At 70.2% G+C, this 21,524-nt stretch carries 24 protein-coding genes; 10 read left to right on the plus strand and 14 right to left on the minus strand.

All coding sequences use genetic code 11. The features are described 5' to 3' along the window. Positions 1-113: 113 nt before the first annotated feature. Positions 114-596, minus strand: coding sequence for a hypothetical protein (locus V6U88_RS29810; RefSeq protein ID WP_334458232.1), 483 nt, complete (start codon positions 594-596; stop codon positions 114-116). A gap of 85 nt (positions 597-681) precedes the next feature. On the opposite strand from V6U88_RS29810, the gene V6U88_RS29815 reads away from it, so the two are divergent. Next, positions 682-1,851: a hypothetical protein gene (locus tag V6U88_RS29815; RefSeq protein ID WP_334458256.1), complete on the plus strand. Its 1,170-nt coding sequence runs from the start codon at positions 682-684 to the stop codon at positions 1,849-1,851. A gap of 18 nt (positions 1,852-1,869) precedes the next feature. Here the strand turns inward: V6U88_RS29815 and V6U88_RS29820 are convergent, their stop codons facing one another. From V6U88_RS29820 to V6U88_RS29845, 6 genes are all read right to left on the minus strand, one after another. Beyond that, positions 1,870-2,661 carry an SIR2 family NAD-dependent protein deacylase gene (locus V6U88_RS29820; RefSeq protein ID WP_334458233.1) on the minus strand — a complete coding sequence of 264 codons (792 nt, stop codon included), beginning with the start codon at positions 2,659-2,661 and terminating at the stop codon, positions 1,870-1,872. Between the two features lie 246 nt (positions 2,662-2,907). Further along, a complete protein-coding gene (locus V6U88_RS29825; RefSeq protein WP_334458234.1) occupies positions 2,908-3,288 on the minus strand; it encodes an AAA family ATPase in 381 nt (126 codons plus the stop codon). Between the two features lie 60 nt (positions 3,289-3,348). Continuing rightward, positions 3,349-3,774: a hypothetical protein gene (locus tag V6U88_RS29830; protein ID WP_334458235.1), complete on the minus strand. Its 426-nt coding sequence runs from the start codon at positions 3,772-3,774 to the stop codon at positions 3,349-3,351. A gap of 270 nt (positions 3,775-4,044) precedes the next feature. Continuing rightward, complete coding sequence (locus V6U88_RS29835) at positions 4,045-4,218, minus strand: hypothetical protein (RefSeq protein WP_334458236.1); 174 nt, start codon at positions 4,216-4,218, stop codon at positions 4,045-4,047. Continuing rightward, positions 4,215-4,433: a hypothetical protein gene (locus V6U88_RS29840; protein WP_155333136.1), complete on the minus strand. Its 219-nt coding sequence runs from the start codon at positions 4,431-4,433 to the stop codon at positions 4,215-4,217. The genes V6U88_RS29835 and V6U88_RS29840 overlap by 4 nt, the downstream gene beginning before the upstream one ends. Then, complete coding sequence (locus V6U88_RS29845) at positions 4,430-4,606, minus strand: hypothetical protein (RefSeq protein WP_334458237.1); 177 nt, start codon at positions 4,604-4,606, stop codon at positions 4,430-4,432. The genes V6U88_RS29840 and V6U88_RS29845 overlap by 4 nt, the downstream gene beginning before the upstream one ends. A gap of 404 nt (positions 4,607-5,010) precedes the next feature. Between V6U88_RS29845 and V6U88_RS29850 the strand changes: the two genes are divergently transcribed. The 6 genes from V6U88_RS29850 to V6U88_RS29875 all read left to right on the plus strand — a co-directional run bounded on the left by V6U88_RS29850 (position 5,011) and on the right by V6U88_RS29875 (position 10,210). Continuing rightward, on the plus strand, positions 5,011-6,138 hold the full coding sequence (locus V6U88_RS29850; RefSeq protein ID WP_334458238.1) for a helix-turn-helix domain-containing protein: 1,128 nt from the start codon (positions 5,011-5,013) through the stop codon (positions 6,136-6,138). Further along, positions 6,135-6,713, plus strand: a complete 579-nt coding sequence (locus V6U88_RS29855; protein ID WP_334458239.1) for an HD domain-containing protein — start codon at positions 6,135-6,137, stop codon at positions 6,711-6,713. Before V6U88_RS29850 ends, V6U88_RS29855 begins: the two co-directional genes overlap by 4 nt. Positions 6,714-6,830: 117 nt before the next feature. After that, entirely contained in the window at positions 6,831-7,079 is a 249-nt protein-coding gene (locus V6U88_RS29860; RefSeq protein ID WP_334458240.1) for a hypothetical protein, read from the plus strand. 396 nt (positions 7,080-7,475) lie between these two features. Beyond that, positions 7,476-8,831, plus strand: coding sequence for a PP2C family protein-serine/threonine phosphatase (locus V6U88_RS29865; protein ID WP_334458241.1), 1,356 nt, complete (start codon positions 7,476-7,478; stop codon positions 8,829-8,831). A 768-nt stretch (positions 8,832-9,599) separates the two neighbouring features. Then, positions 9,600-9,920, plus strand: coding sequence for a hypothetical protein (locus V6U88_RS29870; protein WP_334458242.1), 321 nt, complete (start codon positions 9,600-9,602; stop codon positions 9,918-9,920). Beyond that, positions 9,917-10,210 carry a hypothetical protein gene (locus tag V6U88_RS29875; RefSeq protein WP_334458243.1) on the plus strand — a complete coding sequence of 98 codons (294 nt, stop codon included), beginning with the start codon at positions 9,917-9,919 and terminating at the stop codon, positions 10,208-10,210. The genes V6U88_RS29870 and V6U88_RS29875 overlap by 4 nt, the downstream gene beginning before the upstream one ends. Before the next feature lie 43 nt (positions 10,211-10,253). Here the strand turns inward: V6U88_RS29875 and V6U88_RS29880 are convergent, their stop codons facing one another. After that, complete coding sequence (locus tag V6U88_RS29880; protein ID WP_334458244.1) at positions 10,254-10,658, minus strand: hypothetical protein; 405 nt, start codon at positions 10,656-10,658, stop codon at positions 10,254-10,256. A 234-nt stretch (positions 10,659-10,892) separates the two neighbouring features. Beyond that, complete coding sequence (locus tag V6U88_RS29885; protein WP_334458245.1) at positions 10,893-11,633, minus strand: SDR family oxidoreductase; 741 nt, start codon at positions 11,631-11,633, stop codon at positions 10,893-10,895. 128 nt (positions 11,634-11,761) lie between these two features. Here V6U88_RS29885 and V6U88_RS29890 point away from each other — a divergent pair, with 128 nt between their 5' ends. Next, positions 11,762-12,271 (plus strand): RrF2 family transcriptional regulator, encoded by a 510-nt coding sequence (locus tag V6U88_RS29890; RefSeq protein WP_334458246.1) that lies wholly within the window; start codon positions 11,762-11,764, stop codon positions 12,269-12,271. Positions 12,272-12,413: 142 nt separating this feature from the next. Here the strand turns inward: V6U88_RS29890 and V6U88_RS29895 are convergent, their stop codons facing one another. Together V6U88_RS29895 and V6U88_RS29900 are read right to left on the minus strand one after the other, a co-directional pair. Next, on the minus strand, positions 12,414-13,334 hold the full coding sequence (locus tag V6U88_RS29895) for a CU044_5270 family protein (RefSeq protein ID WP_334458248.1): 921 nt from the start codon (positions 13,332-13,334) through the stop codon (positions 12,414-12,416). Continuing rightward, positions 13,327-13,941, minus strand: coding sequence for an RNA polymerase sigma factor (locus V6U88_RS29900; protein WP_334458249.1), 615 nt, complete (start codon positions 13,939-13,941; stop codon positions 13,327-13,329). The genes V6U88_RS29895 and V6U88_RS29900 overlap by 8 nt, the downstream gene beginning before the upstream one ends. Positions 13,942-14,131: 190 nt before the next feature. On the opposite strand from V6U88_RS29900, the gene V6U88_RS29905 reads away from it, so the two are divergent. After that, positions 14,132-14,716 carry a DinB family protein gene (locus tag V6U88_RS29905; RefSeq protein WP_334458250.1) on the plus strand — a complete coding sequence of 195 codons (585 nt, stop codon included), beginning with the start codon at positions 14,132-14,134 and terminating at the stop codon, positions 14,714-14,716. A 66-nt stretch (positions 14,717-14,782) separates the two neighbouring features. Here V6U88_RS29905 and treZ read toward each other — a convergent pair whose 3' ends face one another. Genes treZ through glgX form a run of 3 tightly spaced genes read right to left on the minus strand, consistent with a single transcriptional unit; the run spans position 14,783 to position 20,966 of the window. After that, complete coding sequence (gene treZ, locus V6U88_RS29910) at positions 14,783-16,516, minus strand: malto-oligosyltrehalose trehalohydrolase (RefSeq protein ID WP_334458251.1); 1,734 nt, start codon at positions 16,514-16,516, stop codon at positions 14,783-14,785. Further along, the gene (treY, locus tag V6U88_RS29915; protein WP_334458252.1) at positions 16,513-18,846 is read right to left on the minus strand and encodes a malto-oligosyltrehalose synthase; all 2,334 of its coding nucleotides are present in this window, start codon (positions 18,844-18,846) and stop codon (positions 16,513-16,515) included. Before treY ends, treZ begins: the two co-directional genes overlap by 4 nt. A 2-nt stretch (positions 18,847-18,848) precedes the next feature. After that, a complete protein-coding gene (gene glgX / locus V6U88_RS29920) occupies positions 18,849-20,966 on the minus strand; it encodes a glycogen debranching protein GlgX (protein WP_334458253.1) in 2,118 nt (705 codons plus the stop codon). Positions 20,967-21,284: 318 nt separating this feature from the next. Here glgX and V6U88_RS29925 point away from each other — a divergent pair. Beyond that, on the plus strand, positions 21,285-21,524 hold a 240-nt coding region (locus V6U88_RS29925), incomplete at its 3' end, for a glycogen/starch synthase (protein ID WP_334458254.1).

The raw sequence follows: 21,524 nt of genomic DNA on the forward strand, positions 1-21,524 counted from the left end.
GACCCGCCACCACCCAGCTTAGAACCCCACTCCCGACGATGGCTTGACACAGAGGGGAGCCAGATCCGGATGGGTCCCGGTCCGGTCGTGAGCCGGAGCGACGGCGAGAGGGGTCAGCTCTGTCGCCAGACCCGAAACGTCTGTTGCAGCCGCCACGTGCCGTCGGGCTGCTGCGCCTGGTTACTCCAGCGGAATGCATCGACCTCAATGTCGGAGAAGGTCCAGCGCAGATCGCCGCCGTCGAGCACGATCTGCCCCTCGACGCGAGAGGCCAGGAACATGTGCGTGCGACGCCGGCCCGGTCCCACCCACGTCGAGCGCCACACGCCCGCACCGGCCGCGGGATCGGGAAACCGCACGCTGACGCCGTGTTCGACCCCGGGCAGGATCCAGACATCGGTGGTCGCCCGCCCGCCCAACGCGTACCCGAAGTGCCACTCGCCGCGGCGAACGGTCGAGGACCCGTCGAGGCCGTACTCCGTACAGTCCAGCGCCCAGGATCCGGCGAACTGTCCGAACAGGCTGAGGTCGACGCCATCGGCAGGTCCATCTGCGAGGAAGGCGGCAGCGACGGCACCGGACGGTTGGATCGCCATGCGAAAACCATAGCCTGACCGTCGGCGATGACCGCACCGTAGCGATCGACAGGGAGGTAGTCGTACCTCACGGCGCGTGGCGTTCATGGCCGACGCCAATGCCTTCCAGGCGGCACAAGCAGCCCTGTCCTTGCCAGTACCCGAGATACGACGTGAGCCGCGCCGCCGGATATGTTGCTGTGAGCATTCGGGAGGCTGGATGATGCTGTTCGCGTGCGCGGGTTGCGGTGCCAGGTTGACCGTGCCGGTGTCGCAGGTGGCGCTTCCGGTGCACGCCGGCCAGCAGTACGGCCACGGCTTGCTCGGCGTCCTGATGGAGCCAGGGACGTACGCGGTGGATCCCGATCCTTCCGGGCCGCCGTGGCAGCCCTGGACCGAGGTCGGTGCAGATGAGGCGGAAGCCCGTGGGGTGTACGCACCGGTGCACGCCCTGTCGTCGGGGCCGCGAGGAGCCGTCGTGGTGGCGCCGGGCGACGTTCGCGGGACCGTCTTCATCCCGGAGCGGTCCGGTGGTTGCTGCTGCGGGTTGGACGGCCGAGACGGCCCCAATCTGGCGTGTGCGCGGTGCGGCCTGCCGGTAGCGACCCGCATCGACGACTGCTCACTCTGGCAGGCAGTGTGGCTGGACCCAAGGGCGGTCCATCGGGTCACCGGCGATGTCTGCCCGCGTCAGCCAGTCGGCTGGGAGGCTCTGCGAGAGGAACGACCGGGTATCCCGCCCGTCGAGCCGCCGGGGCAGTGGAGCCCGCTGTGGGAGGCCGCCGTCGCGGCAGCGCTGGCCCGCCTCCTGGCCGTGTCGGCCGGCGCCCGGGTGATTGTCCCGGACGGCCTTGTCGCCGACACCTTCCGCCGGGCCCTCGACCAGCTGCTCCCGCCGGGACCGCCGGCCAGGACCCTGGCCCTGGTCGGACCGGGCCTGCCTGCCGTCAGCACCGGGATCGCCCTCGTGCCGCAACACCCGCAGACAGGCGGGCACTGGGCATCGTCCGGGGCGGCAGGCGCGGTGGTGCCGCTGTCCTGGGACGTCTGGACGTACCTGGCCTTCCACCACGACCGGCGGCCTGTCCCGGGAGCCGGCACGATGCCCGACGACGCCCGTCGCGACGACCCGCCGCCACTGACGCCGTCCGGACCGTTCCGACCCGCCTCGGACGTGTTCCTCTCGACGTTGGCGCGGCTGCCCGAGGTCCGCCAGCCGTGGCTGCGCGAGATATACGATCACGTGAAAGGTCGCCCGTACGCTGATCCGTTCTGACGCCACGAACAGGAGCGGTCATCTCCCGTCGGTCCCCTCCCACGCGGCCGCGACCAGGGCCGGGAGGACCTGTACCGCGGTGCCGCGCAGATTGATGGCGGAGACCCGGTCGAGCGGGGTCGGCTCCGGGTTGACCTGGATCACGGCAGCGCCTGAGCGTGCCGCCATCCGGGGGATCTCGGCCGCCGGGTACACGACGCCCGAGGTGCCGACCGTCAGCAGCACGTCGCAGGCGGCGGCCGCTTCGACCGCCGCGGTCAACGCCGCCTCGGGCAGCGCCTCGCCGAACCAGACCACTCCCGGGCGGACGAGCGCTGAACAGGACGCGCACTGCGGCGGCGGGACCCGGCCGCCTTCGTGCGGCTGACCGGGCTCGCCCTCCGAGGTGTCCTCGAAGCTGGCCGGGTGGGCGGCCGGCGCGATGCAGCGGGGTGCGAAGAGGCTGCCGTGCAGGTGGATCGGGGCTCGGGTTCCGGCCCGTTCGTGCAGGTCATCGACGTTCTGGGTAATGACGGTGCTGTCGAGGACCCGGGTCTGGATGGCGGCGATCGCCAGATGACCGGGGTTGGGCTCGGCTCGGGACACCCGCGCGCGTCGCCATTCGTACCAGCCCCAGACCAGGTCTGGATCGGCATGGAACGCTTCCGCGGTAGCGAGTTGCTGAGCGTCGAAACGCGCCCACAGGCCGGTGAGGTCGTCACGAAAGGTGGGCACACCGCTCTCGGCGGAGATACCGGCACCGGTGAAGACGACGACACGGCGCGCGCCGCCGAGGAGTTGGGCAGCTCGACGGAGCAGAACACCTTCCATGGGTGGAGATCCTCCCATCACGTCATGACGGCTGGCCTGGGACCGCTACCCAGCAGATGAGTGCAACTGACTCAGAGCTGAGCTGTTGCGGATCTCCGCCCCGCTTCTGCAGTGCATCACCTTGCCGGCCACCGGCTTAAGGAAGACCTCCATCGTCCGGCTGCCGTTCGCGCCGTCCCGAGCGAGCAACTGCTCCGCGGTAGCGACGGGACGTGTCCGGTACCTGCGCGCACCCTGGGCAACCCGCTACACCGAACGCACATCCCAGTCCCGGCCCCCACGCCACCGGTCCACCATCGCGCGCCGCACCACCCGCCAGGTCGTGACGCGAGCAGGCGGGTCCACCCACACAATCACGTCGGCCGCGTCGCGCAGCGCGACTGTCCAGCCGGCGTAGAGGCCGTCAGCGACCCACCCCTCCGTCGCAGCGATGGCGGCGGCACGCTTCCTACGTAGCTCGTCAGGAACTCGCGCCCATTGCCAGAAGGGCGCTTGAGGTGCGGACCTCGGCGGGTCGTAGGCCACCCGGTCCAGATCGTGATGCGGCACCCGCAGCATGGCCGCGAGGGCGCGCGCCAATGTGGTCTTCCCACTTCCGGGACCACCGACGACAAGCACCCGTCGCATCGGTGGAGGGTTCCCACCGTCTGGCTGACGCGACATGATCGAACCCTATTCCCACTCCGATCAAGTCAACTGCAGAACGGGACGCACCGGAGTCTCTTCCATCAGGTCGCCGTCGTGGACAGCCTCCGCCAGTTCCGGATCACGGTAGGCGGTGGCGAGGGTCAGCCAGGCCAGGAAGGGTCCGTAGCCACCGCAGAGTGCCGCGCCGCCGTCACCACCGCAGAGGACCGCTGGATCCGTGGTGGCCTCGGCCCGGTACGGGTCGTCGCCGATGACGAGTCCGAGCAGGTTCGGTTCTTTGATCAGAGGCGCCTCGCCGTAGGGTGCGCCGTCCGGATACTCGTCGCCCCAACGAAACAGGGTGGTTACTCTGGCTCCGCAGGCGTACTCCCACTCGTCGGGAGTCGGCGGCCGTACGCCACGGCGCGCCAGTCCGGCGATCAGCCAGGCGTGCCCGTACTCCTCGTCGTCGTCGCCCTCCAGCAACGCGCCGGCTTCATCGGAGTGAACCGACGAGCCGGGCCGGCAGGGTCACCTGACGCGGTGGCGACGTGACCGCGGCGATGAAATGGTGGAGCGGCCCGGTCAGGTCGTACTCCGCAGCGGCCGTGGCGAAGTCTGCGAGCTGCCGGTCGTTGGGAACTCTCGGCGAGCGGGCCGGATCGGACTCGATGCGAGGTCAGACGGCCTGCTGACGCACATCTCAGCTCGGTTCGGCTGGCTCGGTTGCTGTACTTAGCTGCTGTACTGCTGGGATTAGACGAGGCGCTGGATACGCACCTTCGGGCACTCGTTCCTCAGGTGGCCCTGCTTGTGCTGGCGGACCTGTTCGTTCCAGACCTCCTGGTCGTAGTCCGGCTCCGGCGGGATCCACTTGTGGGAGCCGTCGCTGTAATGGAACTTCTCGTCCCCGGGCCGCAGGATGCTCACCGCAGCCAGCCGAGGAAGCGCTGGTGCAGCGCCCCCGCCGGCACCCAGGTCAGGTCTTCGGAGGCACGCACCAGTTGAGCCCCCAGGTAGAGAGCCAGGGAGATCGGAGCGCCGTCGAACTCCGCGCGCAGCTCGCGCTGTCGGGTACGGCAGGGCCAGGGCGCGTCGCAGCCGCCGCAGCTCCAGATCGGCAACACCGGGCCGTGCGTGGTCATGCGCGGCCCCCGAGCAGCGCCGCCGTCAGCGACCGCGCCTGCCGGCTGGTCGCCCAGTTCACCTGCCAGCACGGGTACGGCGTGAGCCGCGACCACCACGCCCGACAACCGGTGCACAGGCCGTCCGTCCCTGGCAGATGTGCGACCAGGATCCGCTCCGCCTCGTTGCTCATTGCTCCTCCTGGGCGGGCCAGTGCTTCCGGTTAATCGGGATGCGGTGTCGGTTTCGGCAGGGCAGGTCGACCCCACAGCGACAGACCCACGCCCACTTGCGCCACGACCATGCCGGGCGGTGTCGCCGCGCCAGGGTCATCGCGACGGCGATCAGGTACTGGTCGTAGGACACTCGTCGCCGCGGTGGTGTTCTGTCCCGCATCACTGCCTCCCTCCGCGTGCAGCGCTCCATGACCGACCCCGAACCACGGGGCCGGATCTGGAACGTTCGGTAACTGCGACGCTACGATCACGGGGACGGCGGTTGGACTCACCCGTAGTACGAGTGAGCAGGCCAAATGCCCTTCCGCAGCGTTGGTTTCACGGCGGGAACGTCGACCACCGGTCAACGTAGGGATGACGGATGGCAGGTCGCGGACGATCGGCACTACAGCGCGGCGGGGTGACCGGCTACCTGTTCAAGCTGATCCGGGAGTCCATCCCGCTGACGCAGGAGCAGCTCGCCGTGGGCCTGGGCGTCGACCGCGTGACCGTGCAGAGCTGGGAATCCGGGCGGCGGCCATTCACCGCGGTGCCGCTCGGGCACGCGGTCTCCGTCCGGCACCGGCTCAGACGGCTCGGCGCGAACGCAGTCCTGCTCGCCGCACTCGACGACGCTGCCGAGGCAGACTTCATCCTCGCCGCAGTCCTCGACGAACAGGTGGACCGCTGCGACATCGCCGAGCAGCCGCTGGGCTGGTCCGTACTCACCCACCGCCTGACCGACCTGATCCTCTGGGCCGTCCTCGGACAGACACCCACCTTCGCCAGAGGGCTACCCATCGCCCACCCGCGGCGAGGTCCGGTCGCGTCCGGGCCGACCCTGGCCGTCGACGAGCAACGCACGTTCTTCGCTCACCTTCACGTGCTCGCCGAACGCGCAGCCGCCGGACGGGATCCGTACGTACTGCTGCACCGGCAAGCCTGCTTCCTCGCCGGCATGGACCCCACCAAGGCGGCGGCAGGATGGCTCACCCGGAGCACAACCGGCGTCGGCCGGATGACCACCTTCCACACCTGGTCAACGCTGTGGCCGGACGCCCGCTCCGTCGTCACGTCCCTCGCCAACCAGGGCGACCCGGAACCTTTGCGGGACTTCATCGCCCACGCACACCCGGACGACGCCTGCGAGCGAGCAGCGCTCAACTACTCGGCCTACTGGGTGGGCGAGATCCCTTACCGCCACCGCGACGACTCCTTCATGCCCGGGACGCTCGCGGACTGGCACGGCTCGATCCTTCTTCGGCACCTGGTCCAGCGCCTGGACCCAGGACACCCCTTCGTCGACCTCAACATCCACAACGTCTGGGCTCTGCTGGCCGCACGACGCGGTCTCGCTCTCGACAACCCCGCCGCAACTCGGTCACTCCTCGACCGCAGTGTCCCGCTCCTGGACAGTGACCGGATCTCCGCGCAGTCGCGGCAGGAACTAACCTCAATCGTCTACAGCCTGCGGGCGGACGGACTCACTGGCACAGGGACGGGCAGATGAGCGACGACCACGACGCCGCCGGAGCGATGAGCTTCATCTTCGAAGCCGGCGTCCTCAAACGTGCCGCCCGTACCGGCTGGTGGTTCGCTGGCGTCAAGCACCCCGAGTCCATCGCCGAGCACTCCTTCCGGACCGCGCTCATCGGGATGATGCTCGCCGCCATGGAAGGCGCCGACCCGGCCCGGGTGTCGATGCTGTGCGTGCTGCACGACACCCAGGAAACCCGGATCACCGACATCCCACACATCGCCAAGCGTTACCTCACCGCCGTACCCAATACCGCCGTCACCGCCGACCAGGTCGCCGCCTGCCCACCGGCCGTCGCCGACGTCATCACCGCCGCCGTCGCCGAGTACGAGGCTAGCGAAACCCTCGAAGCCATCGTCGCCCGCGACGCCGACAAACTCGAATGCCTCGTCCAAGCCGTCGAGTACCGCCACCAGGGCATCGACAACGTCCAGCGCTGGATCGACAGCTCACGAGCGGCGCTGAAGACAGTGAGTGCCCATCGCCTCGCCGAGGCCGCCCTCAGCGGACAACCTCTCGCCTGGCTCAATCCCCCGCCGCCGGAGTGAGCCCGAGCTATTGCTCGGCGGTCGACGCTTGCCCCAGGAACTCCCGGAAGAGCCGGCAGAGATTGGAGACAGCCCAGTCGGCCTGATTTCTCGCTGACGCGGACTGTACCCGCGATCATGCTCGATAAGCATGGCTGGCGCGCTGCGTTGAGCAGAGCTCCTACCTATCACCTGGGCGAGGTGTGCAAGCTTGCGTCTTCCAGCGACGTTCATACGATCATCACCGAGCTGGTGAGGATGGCGGATGCGGTAGAGCCTGGCATCGCCGCCGGTAGGAACGGCGGCGGTCAGCGGGCTGTCCACATCGTCTCGCCGCCGTCGCTCGGCTGGGCCGAGGGCCAGTTCGTGCGCTTCCGCTGGAAGTAAGAGTCCCGGCTTCGCGACCTCCCACGCTGCCCCCGACGTGCGCTCTGACCTGCCGAATGCCTTCCGTCGGTTTCCGGCTTCTTCCGCTGCTGCTCATGCTCAGTTGTGCCGGATCTGTGCCCCGTGATCACGGCGAACTTGCCGCCTTCCGCCCCCGGCCGTTGATGGACCAGCGCTACTGGGCCGACCTGGGACGCACTGTAAATCCGTCGCGAAAGCTACAGAGGTTCGAATCCTCTACCCGCCACCAGGTGCCAAGACGGCCCCTGACCAGCAGAAATGCGGTCGGGGGCCGATCTTCTTTGGTCCCGCTGAGTCCAGCCGTCACCCGCCGTGGCTTACCCTTCGGGGGCGCATCGGGGGCGGATCGGAACGCCTGTCAAGGTTGGGCGATGGATGACGAGTTGCACCTTGCCTGACCCGGTAGAGCAGCCAAAATCGGAGCAACGGCCCACCTGCGACGATTCCACCGCCGGCCGGACGTACCTCGACGAACGTGCGACCAGCAGCAACGGGCAACACAGCTACGATCCTGACGTGGTTGCGACCAGCGGTGTTACGGACGCAGAGAGGTTACGCCGCATCGAGGCCGTGACCGACGCGACGCTATCCCGACTCGATGTCGCCGACCTCTTTGACGAGCTGCTCGACCGGGTCCGCGAACTGCTGCGCGTCGACACCGCCGCCATCCTGCTGCTCGACGTACACGCCCAACAACTCGTGGCCACCGCCGCCAAAGGGCTGGAAGACGAGGTACGGCAAGCCTTCCGCGTCTCGATCGGACAGGGCTTCGCCGGCCGGATCGCACTGACCCGCCGGCCGGTAGTCATCGAGCACGTCACCGCCCGTGAAGTGGTCAACCCAGTCTTGTTGCAAACCGGAGTCAAGTCCCTGCTCGGTGTACCGGTCTTCACACGCGGTGAACTCATCGGCGTCCTGCACGTGGGAACCCTCGCACCGCGCCGGTTCGCCCCGGACGACGTCCGGCTGCTCGAACTGGTCGCCGACCGGGTCGGCGTGGCCAGCCAGACCCGGGCTTACAGCCTGGACCAGACCGCCGCCCTAGCCCTGCAACGGAGTCTGCTCCCCACCGAGTTGCCCAAGGTGACGAATCTGGACATGGCCGCCCGATACGTCCCCGGCCACGTCTCAGGCGTCGGCGGCGACTGGTACGACGTCTTCACCCTCCCATCCGGGTGGCTGGGAGTAGTCATCGGTGACGTCTCGGGTCACGGATTGCAGTCGGCGGTGGTGATGGGACGGATCCGAAGTGCGCTACGCGCATACGCCCTGATCTCGGACGACCCGGCGGAGGCGCTGACCCTCCTCGACCGGAAGGTCAATCACTTCGAGACTGGAAGCCTCAGCACCGCGCTCTACGCGATGATCTCCCCGGACGGCGCGACTATCCACGTCTCCCTGGCCGGGCACCTGCGCCCCGTGCTGGTCGTGCCCGAGCAGCCCGCCGTCCTGCTTCCCGCGCAGGTCGACCTCCCGCTCGGCATTGGCCACCAGACGCCACAGCGGCGCAGTACAGCAGTGGACTTCCCGCCCGGCGCGGTCCTGGTCTGCTACACCGACGGGCTCGTCGAACGCCGCGGCGAATTGATTGACGCCGGCATCGCCCGCCTGACGTCCGCCGTTCCGCTCGCACCTGCCGACACGGTCTGCGCCGCCGTCATGGCGACCCTCGACGCCGAGCACCCGAACGATGACATCGCCCTGCTGGCCATTCGTCGAACAACCCCCTAGGCGATCTTCGCCTGCCACGGCGCACAGACCGGCCAGGCGTTGCCCGTCGTGCCCACCTAGCTCAGCAATTCACCAACTACAGGTAAGGGGACACCGGCCGGCCGGGTGATCGGGCCGACCACGCCTTGTTACCTGGGCAGACGGCGTCACCAGTTGTCGTCGTTGGTCGCTCACGATCGGCCTCCGACGGCCTGGGCCTGGTCCTCGTCGACCCGCCTGAGGCCGGCATCCCGCCCGCCCTGACCACTCGCTCGTAAGCTCTGGGCGCGCTGTCCAGCGGGGTCCGTCCGCGTCTGCGACCTCGGGCGACTGTCCGTGCCCGGCCGTGTAGCGGCAGGTTACGGGCCGAGGGATCTACCAGGAGGAACGCGCCGGGTACTGGGAAGCGAGGCCTTCGTCATTCCGCGCCTGTTCCGGATCTTGCGCCTCGGCCTGGCCTCTCGCTCACAAGTTCTGGACGCTTCGTCCGGCGGGGTCCGCTGCACCGGCACCTTCGGGCCGCTGTCTGCATCCAGCCGGCGGCGGTTGCTTGCGTCTGAGGCTGTTGCTGTCGACAGCCTAGAATTCGGCCGCCCCTCCAACATGCCGCTCAAGGAGTCACCTGCCGCGCCTTTGGCGCTGCTTTGGCCTCGGCAGCTTCTTGCTGCTGGCATGGCTCGTCCTTTGTCCCTGCGGTCTGCGGTCCTGGCCTGGTCTGCGGCAAGCCGGGGCGGGTTGGCCCCTGCGGTTGCTACTTCACATCGCTGCGAGCAACCGAGAGGATGCAGCATGCAGAAGAATTGGCGAACTATCGTTGGTGCGCTGTCGGGGGTCATCGGAGTGGTGGCCTGGGCGTTAGCCACAGCGATCTATCAGCCGTTCATGCAACCCGATGGCTTCTGGACCGACAGCAGCACCGGGCAGGTCTTTCCAGAGGTAGGGGGTAACAACACCTACTGGCCTCGTGACATCCGCCAGTTGGCGATCTTGCTGGCCTTCGGTGGAGTGATCCTGATCTGCCGCGCGAACGTCCGGGGCGTCGTGGCCGGCGCGATCGCCATGACCGGCTGGCTGGCGGACGTCGGCTCGCGTGAGAGCATGCGTCCATGAGCAGCGACGTGCTCCCCGAGGTGAGCGCCTTGGCCATCAACGTCACGATCCCCGAAGGCCTCCGCTGGACCGACGTGCGACGCGGTGAGGAGTTCCTGCTGACCACACTCAACGTCCGGCTTCTCCCGGACGGGCGCCTGGCGGCGAAGGCATACGGCCGACCGACCGGCGGCGGGCGCGGCACGTACGTTTCGTTCCCCCTGCCCGACAGGCCCGAGCTGGCGGCCCTGGTCGACCAGGCTGCCAGTCGCGCCAGCGCGCTGTGGGCCGCCCACCGCGGTCTTGGCTGACGGTACGACGAGCGGCTGATGCGCGGGTGGGAAGGCCTGCGGGTCAGTTTCCGTCGGACAGCGCTTCAATCGGCGCGACCGTCGCCAGGCCCTCGACAGCCTGGGCGAGTTGCAGGTCGAGGGTGATGAACGCGTCGGCCTGGAGCTGGGTCAGTGCGACGTACTCGGCGTCGTGCGTGTCCGCCCAACCGAGCTGGTCGGCGATCTTCCAGGCGACGTTCTGGAGGACTCGGTCGCCGAGCAGCCGGATCCGCAGCGAGCGCACGTAGGTGAGCTGGCGATCGGCATCCTTCTTGGTCATTGCGCCCTCGCGGACTGCTCGGTAGAGCAGCGACAGCAGCTGCGAGCGGAGCAGTGTCGGAGCCACAAGCCGGTGTTCGTCGGGGATCACGGCCTCGTCATGAGCCAGGCGAAGGGCCACGTCCGGCCCGATGACGTACCTGGTCATCGCAACCACCTCCGCCGGAGCGCGTGGGACAGCAAAGCCCAGCTCACGATACGGGAGGGGACCCGCTGCGCAAGGGTGCAGGAGCGCACGCCTGCTCCTCCCCCGGCTGCGTTCGCGCAAGGGAGGAGCAGAGGCGGCAGCTCAGGGCGGACCGAGCAGGTGATCTGCGGTTCCGCCCTCGTCACAGCAGCTTCGCGGGCCGGCCAGCGCCGGACTGACGGCCGCGCACCCGGGTCAGCGGGCGGACTTCATCCAGTCCTGGTACCGCGTGGGTGCCAGGTGTGCGTCCGGGCCGGCGATGAGCACGTCGCCGGTGACGACCGCGAACATGCCGGCCCCGTCGTCGGTGACGACGTTCCGGTTGTCCTGCTGTGCGGCCAGGGTGACCCTGCCGAGGTCGTCGAGGGCGAAGACGTCCGGGCCGGCGACGTTGCGGATGCCCTGCAGCGGCGCCCCGGTGGCGACGTCGACAACCGCGTCGACGACGTCCGCGGCGGCCATCGGCTGAAGACGGGTAGCGGGCAGGCGGACGGTGCTGTCGTCGGAGCTCCAGGACAGGATCGCGTCCACGAATTCGAAGAACTGGGTGGCGCGCACGATCGAGTACGGCGTCGGCCCCTGGCGGAGCAGATCCTCCTGCAGGGCCTTGGCCCGGTAGTAGTCCAGCTGGGGCACCTGGTCCACCCCGACGATCGAGAGGACCACCTGGTGCCGGACACCGGCCCGCTCCCCCGCGGCCAGCAGGTTGCTCATCGAGGTGCGGAAGAAGTCCAGGGAGGCCTCGTCGAACGTCGGCGAGTTCGCCACGTTGACCACGACCTCGGCACCCTCCAGCGCCTGGTCCAGCCCCTCCCCCGTGATCAGGTTGACGCCGGTGGACGGTGCCGCGGGGACGGCCTCGTGTCCGGCCGCGGTCAGCTTCTGGACCACCTGCGAGCCGATCAGTCCGGTACCGCCGATGACTGTGACCTTCATGGCTCCCACTCTCCTACAGCGCGCCACCGGGGCACGCCAGTTTCGTCGAGGACGCCGCCTCAAACTCGGACACGTTGTATCCGGGATATTAGTCGGATAGCCTTTGTCCGAGTCAAACCGGGGGGGTCATGAAGCTGTCAGGTGGCGTCGAGTGGGCACTGCACTGCTGCGTGGTGCTGACCACGGCGACGGAGCCCGTGCCGGCGGCCCGGCTCGCGGAACTGCATGACGTCTCCGGCAGCTACCTGGCCAAGCAGTTGCAGGCACTCTCCCGCGCCGGCCTCGTGACCTCCGTGCAGGGCAAGTCGGGCGGATACGTCCTGACCAGGGCTCCCGAACTGATCACCGTCCTCGACGTCGTCGCAGCCGTCGACGGTGCTCAGCCCGCGTTCGTGTGCACCGAGATCCGCCAGCGAGGTCCCCTGGCGACACCGCCGGAGGCCTGCACGCGGCCGTGCCCGATCGCCCGCGCGATGGCCGGCGCCGAGGCCGCCTGGCGTGCGGCCCTGCAGGCGATATCCGTCGCGGACCTCGTCAGGAGCGTCGACGAGGACTCCGGCCCCACCGCACTGGCCGGCGTCCGCAGCTGGCTGAACGGACCGAGCGACGGCGATGCCGCGCGTGTCGAGCAGGGATGAGTGACGCGAGAGTGACGTCCACCGCTCCGCGAGTCACCGGCACAGCCTGATCATTTCGCTGCCCTGCCGCCGACGTTGCGGGCGCTGGGCCGGCCACGGCGAGGGGCGGGCCGCCGAGGCGGCCCGCCCGGTGAGACGGAACTCAGGTCGTCTGACCGACGCGGTCGACGACGGCGAGGGCGAGCACGGCCGACGATCCCGCCGAACCACCCACGCCGAGGAAGGTGTAGGTCTCGGGGTGGAAGACGAGCACGATCTCGCCCGAGCCGCGCGTCGACGGCCAGGCGATCCCGATGCCCGATCGGCCCGCGCCGTCCTTGACCTGCTCCACGGCCCGCAGGTCCGGCGTCGTCGCCGCGGCCTCGTAGAGCGCAGCGAGGGTACGCGGGCGTAGGTAGCTGCCGGTCAGGTAGTGGAGCACGTCCTTGCCGGTGGCATTGGCGTCACCCGGTTCGCCCTGGCGGTGCTCGGCCAGGAAGGTCCGCATGGCGGCGGCATCGGTGGGCAGGTCGGCGCGGTAGGCCGGTGCCGGGGTGCACCGCTCGGTCCTGCCCGGAACCACCTCGCCACCCTTGAGCACCGCCGCCCGTCCCTTCCGGCAGCCGGGGACGATCGATTCCGTGCGGCCGGCGGCAGAGGTCTCGATGATCAGACCGTCTCGGGTTCCGTCCACCGACATCCAGCTCTCCCGCATCCCCGGACCCTCTTGGCTGCGGGTGTAGACGAACTGGTCGGGCCGGGGATTGACGTCGGGCACTCGCAGCGCGGCGGTGGCCGCGTTCCGGAGGACCTGGGTGGCATCGGCCCGGGCGGCCGGCACGTCACCGCCGAGCCGATCCGGTGCCAGCACGAGCACCGAGGTGACCGCCGCCGCGACACCCGCCGCCGCCATCCCGCCGAGCACGAGTCGCCAGCTCTTCCTGGTCGTGCGACGGATCGTCGTGGGGGCAGGGGACGGGGGGGTCATCGCGGCCAGAAGCCGGCCGCGGGCCGAGGCCAACTGTTCGGTGGTTGCCGGCGGGGTCTCCTGGCCGATCTGCCGGAGCAGTCGCATGTCATCCATTGCTCAATGCCTCCTCGATCGTGAGGGTGGAATCGCCGCCCAGCGCATCGCGGAGCAGCTTGCGGGCGCGGTTGAGTCGTGACCGCACGGTGCCGACCGGGATCGCCAGCGCGGCGGCCGTCTCGTCGTAGGTCAACTCCTCCCAGGCGATCAGGAGCAGCACGTCGCGGTCGCCGGTGGAGAGCTCGGCCAGGGCGCCGAACAACGTTTGGCGCAGCGACTGCGCGGTGACGACGGTGGCGACCCGATCGGCATGCGACGCCTCGCTCGTCGCGGGGACGTACGCCTGCCGTAGCCGGTACTCGCGCTCCTCCTCGCGCCGGTATTGGCTGACGGTGTTGGTGGCGATGCCGTACAGCCACGGCCGGGCGTCCGGATGGGCGGTGTCGAACCGCTCCCGACGACGGAACGCCGCCAGGAACGTCTCGGCGGCCAGGTCGTCCGCCATCCCGGCGCCGACCCGTCTCGCCAGATAGCGATGGATGCACGGCGCGTGCCGGTCGAAGATCACCGCGAAGGTCTCGGGGTCCCGGATGGACCGCTCGATGACTGCCGCATCCGTCAGCTTGCCGACGTCGACAGCCTTCACTCGTCTTAAACGATTCATGCACAACCTTCCGCCCAGCGGGGAACCATCACCTGTTATCCGCAGGCCGTGGGAAAAGGGTTCACGGGCTGTTGTCCGCGACGCCTGGGTCAGCCCATGGTGGCGGTCGGGAAACGACGTCGGTCGGACTCGGCCGCTCGTGGTCGTCGCGGGTTGAGGCCGCCGGGAGCACGTGGCAGGCTCATGCCCCATGATCGATGACGCGAAGACGCACCTGCACAGCGACCTGCGGGAGGTTCGCGAGGCGATCCTCTGGAAGCTCGACGGGCTCGGCGAGTACGACATCCGCCGCCCCCTGACCGCAACTGGCACCAATCTTCTCGGCCTGGTCAAGCACCTGTCGGCCTGGGAGGCCAGGTACTTCGGCGAGGTCTTCGGGCGACCGTTCCCCGAACCCCTGGCCCGCTGGGACGACGCCGAGGCGACCGGCAGAGACATGTGGGCGACCGAGCACGAGACGCGCGAGGAAATCATCGACCGCTACCGTCGCGCGTGGGAGCACTCAGACGCGACGATCATCGCCCTGGACATCGACTCGCCCGGCTACGTGCCCTGGTGGCCGCGCCCACAGGTCACGCTCTTCGCCATCCTGGTCCACATGCTCGCCGAGACGAACCGGCACGCCGGACACGCCGACATCCTGCGCGAACAGCTCGACGGCGTGACCGGGACAGCAGCCCGATATGCCAACCGGCAGCCCGACGCGGAGTTCTGGGAAGTTAGACGCGCGCAGATCGAGCGGGCCGCCACAGCAGCCGACCCGACCATCGCCTGAGGGTCGTTCGTATTGGATTTATCCGGTTACCGGGCATTACCCGGCACAGTTTCGCCGTCTGGTGCCTCAGAGGGCCACGATCGCCGCCGTCTCCGGCGGCAGCTCGATCCCGTCGCGCATCACCGTGACCCCGGTCCCGGTGGCCAGCAGCACGTTGCGCACCACCCCCGGCAGGTTGATCCGCTGCGGCTTGCCGGCGAGGTTCGCCACCACCAGGTGCTCCCCGCGGCGCATCAGCAGGAACTGGTCGCCGTGGCGTACCTCGACCCGGTCCAGCCGGGGGTCGGACAGGTCGGGCCGGCTCTTGCGCAGCGCGATCAGCCGGCGGTGGAACTCGTACATCTCGCGGTGCTCGGGCTTGTCCAGCTCGGCCCAGTCGAGCCGGGAGCGCAGGAAGGTCTGCGGGTCCTGCGGGTCGGGCACGTCACCCGGCGGCCAGCCGTGCGCGGCGAACTCCCGCCGGCGTCCGGTGGCGACGGCGGTGGCCAGCTCGGGCTCGGGGTGACTGGTGAAGAACTGCCAGGGGGTGCTGGCCGCCCACTCCTCCCCCATGAACAGCATCGGGGTGAACGGCGCGGTCATCAGCAGCACCGCGCCGACCCGCAGCAGCGCCGGGGAGAGGCTGGCGGAGATCCGGTCGCCGGTGGCCCGGTTGCCGATCTGGTCGTGGTTCTGCAGGTACGCCACGAAGCGGTGCCCCGGGGTCCGCTGCCGGTCCACCGGCCGCCCGTGGCTGCGGCTGCGGAAGCTGGACCAGGTGCCGGCGTGGAAGAAAGCGCCGGTCAGCACCTCGGTCAGGCACTCCAGCGAGCCGAAGTCGCCGTAGTAGCCCTGCCGTTCCCCGGTGAGCAGGGTGTGCAGGGCGTGGTGGGCGTCGTCGTTCCACTGGGCGTGCAGGCCGAAGCCACCGGCCTCGCGCGGCGTGATCAGCTTCGGGTCGTTGAGGTCGGACTCGGCGATCAGCGACAGCGGCCGGCCCAGGTGCGTCGAGAGCGTCTCCACCTCGGTGGCGACCTGCTCCAGGAGGTGGGTGGCCCGGGAGTCGGGCATGGCGTGCACGGCGTCCAGCCGCAGCCCGTCGACGTGGTAGTCGCGCAGCCACATCAGCACGCTGTCGACGATGTAGCGGCGCACCCCGTCGGAGTGCGGGCCGTCGAGGTTGACGGTGCGGCCCCAGGTGTTGCTCTGCTCGGTGAGATATGGCGCGAACATCGGCGCGTAGGCCCCGGAGGGCCCGAAATGGTTGTAGACGACGTCGAGGATCACCCCCAGACCCCTGGCGTGGGCGGCGTCGACCAGTCGTTTCAGCCCGTCCGGGCCGCCGTAGGGCTGGTGCGGGGCGTACCAGCAGACCCCGTCGTAGCCCCAGTTGTACTCGCCGTTGAAGGCGTTCACCGGCAACAGCTCGATCATGTCGACGCCGAGGTCGACCAGGTGGTCCAGGCGACCGATCGCCGCGTCGAAGGTGCCCTCGGCGGTGAACGTGCCGACGTGCAGTTCGTAGAGGACGCTGCCGGGCAGTTGCCGGCCGGTCCAGTCCTGGTCGGTCCAGTGGAAGGCGTCGTGGTCGTAGAGCCGGCTGGGCCCGTGCACGCCGGCGGGCTGCCAGGCGGAGCGGGGGTCGGGCAGGGCCCGCTCGTCGTCGTCGAGCAGGAACGCGTAGTCGGTGCCCGGCCCGGCGTCGGGGACCTCGACACGCCACCAGCCGTCCGGGCCGGCGCGCATGTCGTGGTCGGCCACGCCGGGCAGGCGCAGCCGGACCCGGGCGGCCTCGGGCGCCCACACCGTGAACTCGGTCATGCGGCAGCCTCCACGGAGTCGGTGGGAGCCAGCAGGGCGACGGGATAGGTGCCCAGCAGATCATCCAGGAGCAGCTCAGACCCACTGTAGACCCGACCGGTGAACACGTCGGCAACACTGTTGCCGGAAATCGAGAGGGTGGTCCCCCGCCAGCCCCCGGAGCGGGCCAGTCCCAGCGGGAGGCGGGTGGCGACCGCGATCGCGCCGCCCCGGTCGAAGGCGACCGCGTGCGCACCGGCCCGGCCGTGGGCCGGCACCGGCCGGTAGGTGGTGAAGAGCTCCGGGTGGTCGCGGCGCAGCCGCAGCGTCCGGGAGACGACCAGCAGCTTCGCCGCGCCGTCGGCGTCGACCGCCGGCTGCCAGCCGCCGTCGAGCCGGGCCAGCAGGTCCCGGCGTACGGCGAAGTCGACCGGGCGGCGGTTGTCGGGGTCGACCAGGCTGTTCTCCCACAGCTCGGTGCCCTGGTACGTGTCCGGCACGCCGGGCATGGCGAGTTGCACCAGTTTCTGCCCGAGGGAGTTGGACCAGCCGGCCGGGGTGATCTCCGCGGCGAACGCGGTGAGCTCGCCGTGCAGCGCCGGGTCGTCGTACATCCGGTCGACCAGGGCGTGCAGGTCGCGCTCGAAGGTCAGGTCGGGGTCGGCCCAGCTGGTGGAGACCGACGCCTCCCGGGCGGCCTTCTCCACGTACGCGTGCAGCCGCTCGCGCTCGACGGGCCAGGCGCCGACGGCGGTCTGCCAGAGCAGGTGGGCGAAGGCCGGGTCGGCCAACGGCGCCCGCGCCATCCATTCCTGCACCCGCTCGGCCCAGCGGCCGGGCAGCTCGGCCAGCACCGCGAGGCGGGCCCGGACGTCCTCGCCGCGCTTGGTGTCGTGGGTGGAGAGCGTGGTCATGCTCGCCGGCCAGCGCACCTGCCGGGCGGCGGCGAATCGGTGGAACTCGGCCGGCGGCACGCCGAAGTGGGCGGGTGACCCGCCGACCTCGTTGAGCGCGACGAACCGGCTCCACCGGTAGTAGGCGGTGTCCTCCACCCCCTTGGCCATCACGGCGCCGGAGAGCTGCGGGAACCGCTTCGCCAGCTCGTGCTCCGGGTCGCGCAGGCGGGCGGTGACCGCGTCCAGGGTGGCGGTCAGGTCGGGGCGGCGGCGACCGGCCTCGGCGCGGGCGGCGGCGAGGTGCCGGGCGCCCTCGGGCGGGTAGCCCCGGTAGACCGGGAAGCAGGCGGCCAGCTCGGCGAGGGCCTCGCGGGTGGCCCGCCGGTCCAGTTCCGGGGCGAGGGCGGCCAGCCGGGTCAGCTCGGCGGCGAGCAGCCGGGTGGCGGCGGCCAGCTTGGTCGCGTGGGTCAGGTCCTGCCAGGAGGTGTGGTGGCCGGTCAGCCGGGCGTCCAGGGCGGTGAAGTCGGCCTCGGCGGACGGCTCGACGAAGAGCCCGCAGACCGCCGGGAGGGCGTCGTAGCCGGTGGTGCCCTCGACGGGCCAGTCGGGCAGCTCCTCGCCGTACTCCAGGATCTTCTCCACCACCAGCCAGGCGTCGGGGGCGGCGGCGCGCAGCCGGGCCAGGTAGCCGGCCGGGTCGCGCAGGCCGTCGGGGTGGTCGACCCGGATGCCGTCCAGCTCGCCGGCCGCCGCCCACCGCAGGATCTCCGCGTGGGTGGCGTCGAAGACCGCCGGGTCCTCCACCCGCAGCCCGGCCAGGTCCGAGACGGCGAAGAACCGGCGGTACGTCAGCTCGCTGTCCCCGCGCCGCCAGGAGACCAGCTCGTAGTGCTGCCGGTCGTGCACCTCGCGCGGCCCGCCCTCGCCGGTGCCGTCGGCGATCGGGAAGCGGTGCTCGTGGTAGCGCAGCTCCCCGTCGACGACCTTGAGGTCGTCGAGGGCGTCGGGGGTGTCGGCGAGCACCGGCAGCAGCAGCCGGCCCCGGTCCCAGTCGATGTCGAACCAGTCCGCGTACGCCGAGGACCGTCCCCGGCGCAGCACGTCCCACCAGGCGGGGTTGGCCGCCGGCTGGGCCACCCCGGCGTGGTTGGGCACGATGTCCACGACCAGGCCGAGCCCGGCCGCGCGCAGCGCCCGGATCAGCCGCTGCCGGCCGGCCTCGCCGCCGAGTTCCGGGTTGACCGCCCGGTGGTCGACCACGTCGTAGCCGTGCGCCGAGCCGGGGGTGGCGGTGAGCAGGGGCGCGCTGTAGAGGTGGGTGACGCCGAGGTCGGCGAGGTACCCGGCCAGGCCGGCCGTGGCGTCCAGGTCGAAGCCGGGCCGCACCTGGACGCGGTAGGTCGACCCGACCCGCGTCGTCGGTGCCGTCGGGTCGGGCCGAGGGGTGTCGGGCATGGTCAGACCGTCCTCTCCAGGACCACCAGGGAGCGGTCCGGCACGCAGATCGCGCCGCCCGCCTCGACGATCGTGGTCTTCTCCGGTTCCGGTTCCGCGGTGCTGATCACCAACTCCCAGCGCCGCCCGAACTCCTCCCCGGGCAGCGTGAAGTCCAGCGGGGCGTCGTGGGCGTTGAAGCAGAGCAGGAAGGAGGTGTCCTGGTGGCGCTGGCCGTACTGGCCGCGCTCGCGGATGCCGTCGCCGTTGACGAAGAGCGCCACCGAGCGGCCGAAGTCGTTGCCCCAGTCCTCGCCGGTCATCTCCCGGCCGTCCGGGGTGTACCAGGCCAGGTCGGGCAGGCCGGAGCCGGCGGCCCGGCCGCCGACCGGCAGGCCGGTGAAGAACCGGCGGCGGCGGAACACCTGGTGCCGGGCCCGGAAGTCGGTGAGCCGCTGCACGAATCCCAGCAGTTCGTCGTCGGCCCGGTCCCAGTCGATCCAGGCCAGCTCGCTGTCCTGGCAGTAGGCGTTGTTGTTGCCGCGCTGGGTGCGGCCCAGCTCGTCGCCGTGGCCGATCATCGGTACGCCCTGGGAGAGGACCAGGGTGGCGAGGAAGTTGCGCCGCTGCCGGGCGCGCAGGGCCAGCACGGCCGGGTCGTCGGTCTCGCCCTCCACGCCGCAGTTCCAGGACCGGTTGTGGCTCTCGCCGTCGCGGTTGGACTCGCCGTTGGCCTCGTTGTGCTTGTCGTTGTAGGAGACCAGGTCGTTGAGGGTGAAGCCGTCGTGGCAGGTGACGAAGTTGATGCTGTGGAAGGGGCGCCGCCCGTCGTCCTGGTAGAGGTCGGCGGAGCCGGAGATGCGGGAGGCGAACTCGGCCAGCGTGGCCGGCTCGCCGCGCCAGAAGTCCCGCACGGTGTCGCGGTACTTGCCGTTCCACTCGGTCCACTGCGGCGGGAAGTTGCCGACCTGGTAGCCGCCGGGGCCGACGTCCCACGGCTCGGCGATCAGCTTGACCTGGCTGACCACCGGGTCCTGCTGCACCACCTCGAAGAAGGTGGAGAGGCGGTCGACCTCGTAGAACTCGCGGGCCAGGGTGGCGGCCAGGTCGAAGCGGAAGCCGTCGACGTGCATCTCGGTGACCCAGTAGCGCAGCGAGTCCATGATCAGCTGGAGCGAGTGCGGGCTGCGCACGTTGAGGCTGTTGCCGGTGCCGGTGTAGTCGACGAAGTACCGGCGATCCTCCTCACTGAGGCGGTAGTAGCTGGCGTTGTCGACGCCCTTGAAGCTCAGCGTCGGGCCCAGGTGGTTGCCCTCGGCGGTGTGGTTGTAGACCACGTCGAGGATCACCTCGATGCCGGCGGCGTGCAGCGCCTTGACCATGCCCCGGAACTCCTGCACCTGCTGGCCGAGCCGGCCGAGCGCCGAGTACCCGTGGTGCGGGGCGAAGAAGCCGATGGTGTTGTAGCCCCAGTAGTTGCGCAGCCCCAGGTCGGTCAGGCGGTGGTCGTGCACGAACTCGTGCACCGGCATCAGCTCGACGGCGGTGATCCCGAGCCGCTTGAAATAGTCGATCATGACGGGCGAGGCGATGGCCGCGTACGTGCCGCGCAGCTCGTCCGGGATCCCGGGGTGGCGCATGGTCAGCCCACGCACGTGCGCCTCGTAGATCACCGAGTGGTGGTACGGGGTGCGCGGCGGCCGGTCGTTGCCCCAGTCGAAGTACGGGTTCACCACCACCGACTTGGGCATGAACGGCGCCGAGTCGGTGGTGGACATCCGGTCCGGGTCGCCCAGCTCGTAGTCGTAGACCGCCGGATCCCAGGTGACCTCGCCGTCCACGGCCTTGGCGTACGGGTCGAGCAGCAGCTTGTGCGGGTTGCAGCGCGCCCCGTTCGCCGGGTCGTACGGCCCGTGCACCCGGTAGCCGTACCGCTGGCCCGGCTCGACACCGGGCAGGTACGCGTGCCAGACGTAGGCGTCCACCTCGCGCAGCTCGATCCGCCGCTCGGCGCCGGTGTCCCACTCGTCGAAGAGGCAGAGTTCGATCTTCTCAGCGACCTCCGAGAAGATGGCGAAGTTGGTGCCCATCCCGTCGTAGGTGGCCCCGAGGGGATAACGCTCGCCCGGCCAGACCTGCATGTCGCTCCTTCGGCACATGATCGTGAGCGCACCGGGCGGGCGGGCCGCCGGTGCGCACGCCGCTAATGCCCCGCGCCTCCGCCGGCCAATCCACCCGTTCGGCGGGTACCCGATATCCACCCACCTGATGCCGAGACAGACCTTTGGGTGTCCTCCGTCACGATAGGCGTTTTCGAGATGCGCCGGACCGCGTCATGGCCTTTCCTTGATGCGGACGCGCCCGCGCGGGTGCCTCCGCTCGGCCCTCGGCCACCCCACCACCTTCTTTCCGCCGTCACCGTTGCCGGCGCGACGCTTCGTGCATGGACGGAGATTGATGTGACCACCCCGCGGGTCGGCGAGCAGCCCGTGACCGCACCGGACCGGATCTGCCGGCCCACCCCCACCTCGCGCCCGCAGGTCCCGCAGCAGGGCACCGGCACCGGGGTGGCCCCCCGTACCCGCCGCATCCTGATGCTCTCCTGGGAGTACCCGCCCGTGCTGGTCGGCGGCCTGGGCCGGCACGTGCACGCGCTGTCGGTGGCGCTGGCCGCCGCCGGGCACGAGGTCACCGTCGTC

This window comes from Micromonospora sp. CPCC 205739, assembly GCF_036906795.1.
Lineage (GTDB): Bacteria > Actinomycetota > Actinomycetes > Mycobacteriales > Micromonosporaceae > Micromonospora.

Coding starts and splice junctions, on each gene's coding strand:
- V6U88_RS29810 (WP_334458232.1), bottom strand. CDS start 596: ATGGCGATCCAACCGTCCGGTGCCGTCGCTGCCGCCTTCCTCGCAGAT.
- V6U88_RS29815 (WP_334458256.1), top strand. CDS start 682: ATGGCCGACGCCAATGCCTTCCAGGCGGCACAAGCAGCCCTGTCCTTG.
- V6U88_RS29820 (WP_334458233.1), bottom strand. CDS start 2,661: ATGGAAGGTGTTCTGCTCCGTCGAGCTGCCCAACTCCTCGGCGGCGCG.
- V6U88_RS29825 (WP_334458234.1), bottom strand. CDS start 3,288: ATGCGACGGGTGCTTGTCGTCGGTGGTCCCGGAAGTGGGAAGACCACA.
- V6U88_RS29840 (WP_155333136.1), bottom strand. CDS start 4,433: ATGACCACGCACGGCCCGGTGTTGCCGATCTGGAGCTGCGGCGGCTGC.
- V6U88_RS29845 (WP_334458237.1), bottom strand. CDS start 4,606: ATGAGCAACGAGGCGGAGCGGATCCTGGTCGCACATCTGCCAGGGACG.
- V6U88_RS29850 (WP_334458238.1), top strand. CDS start 5,011: ATGGCAGGTCGCGGACGATCGGCACTACAGCGCGGCGGGGTGACCGGC.
- V6U88_RS29855 (WP_334458239.1), top strand. CDS start 6,135: ATGAGCGACGACCACGACGCCGCCGGAGCGATGAGCTTCATCTTCGAA.
- V6U88_RS29860 (WP_334458240.1), top strand. CDS start 6,831: ATGCTCGATAAGCATGGCTGGCGCGCTGCGTTGAGCAGAGCTCCTACC.
- V6U88_RS29865 (WP_334458241.1), top strand. CDS start 7,476: ATGACGAGTTGCACCTTGCCTGACCCGGTAGAGCAGCCAAAATCGGAG.
- V6U88_RS29870 (WP_334458242.1), top strand. CDS start 9,600: ATGCAGAAGAATTGGCGAACTATCGTTGGTGCGCTGTCGGGGGTCATC.
- V6U88_RS29875 (WP_334458243.1), top strand. CDS start 9,917: ATGAGCAGCGACGTGCTCCCCGAGGTGAGCGCCTTGGCCATCAACGTC.
- V6U88_RS29880 (WP_334458244.1), bottom strand. CDS start 10,658: ATGACCAGGTACGTCATCGGGCCGGACGTGGCCCTTCGCCTGGCTCAT.
- V6U88_RS29885 (WP_334458245.1), bottom strand. CDS start 11,633: ATGAAGGTCACAGTCATCGGCGGTACCGGACTGATCGGCTCGCAGGTG.
- V6U88_RS29890 (WP_334458246.1), top strand. CDS start 11,762: ATGAAGCTGTCAGGTGGCGTCGAGTGGGCACTGCACTGCTGCGTGGTG.
- V6U88_RS29895 (WP_334458248.1), bottom strand. CDS start 13,334: ATGGATGACATGCGACTGCTCCGGCAGATCGGCCAGGAGACCCCGCCG.
- V6U88_RS29900 (WP_334458249.1), bottom strand. CDS start 13,941: ATGAATCGTTTAAGACGAGTGAAGGCTGTCGACGTCGGCAAGCTGACG.
- V6U88_RS29905 (WP_334458250.1), top strand. CDS start 14,132: ATGATCGATGACGCGAAGACGCACCTGCACAGCGACCTGCGGGAGGTT.
- treZ (WP_334458251.1), bottom strand. CDS start 16,516: ATGACCGAGTTCACGGTGTGGGCGCCCGAGGCCGCCCGGGTCCGGCTG.
- treY (WP_334458252.1), bottom strand. CDS start 18,846: ATGCCCGACACCCCTCGGCCCGACCCGACGGCACCGACGACGCGGGTC.
- glgX (WP_334458253.1), bottom strand. CDS start 20,966: ATGCAGGTCTGGCCGGGCGAGCGTTATCCCCTCGGGGCCACCTACGAC.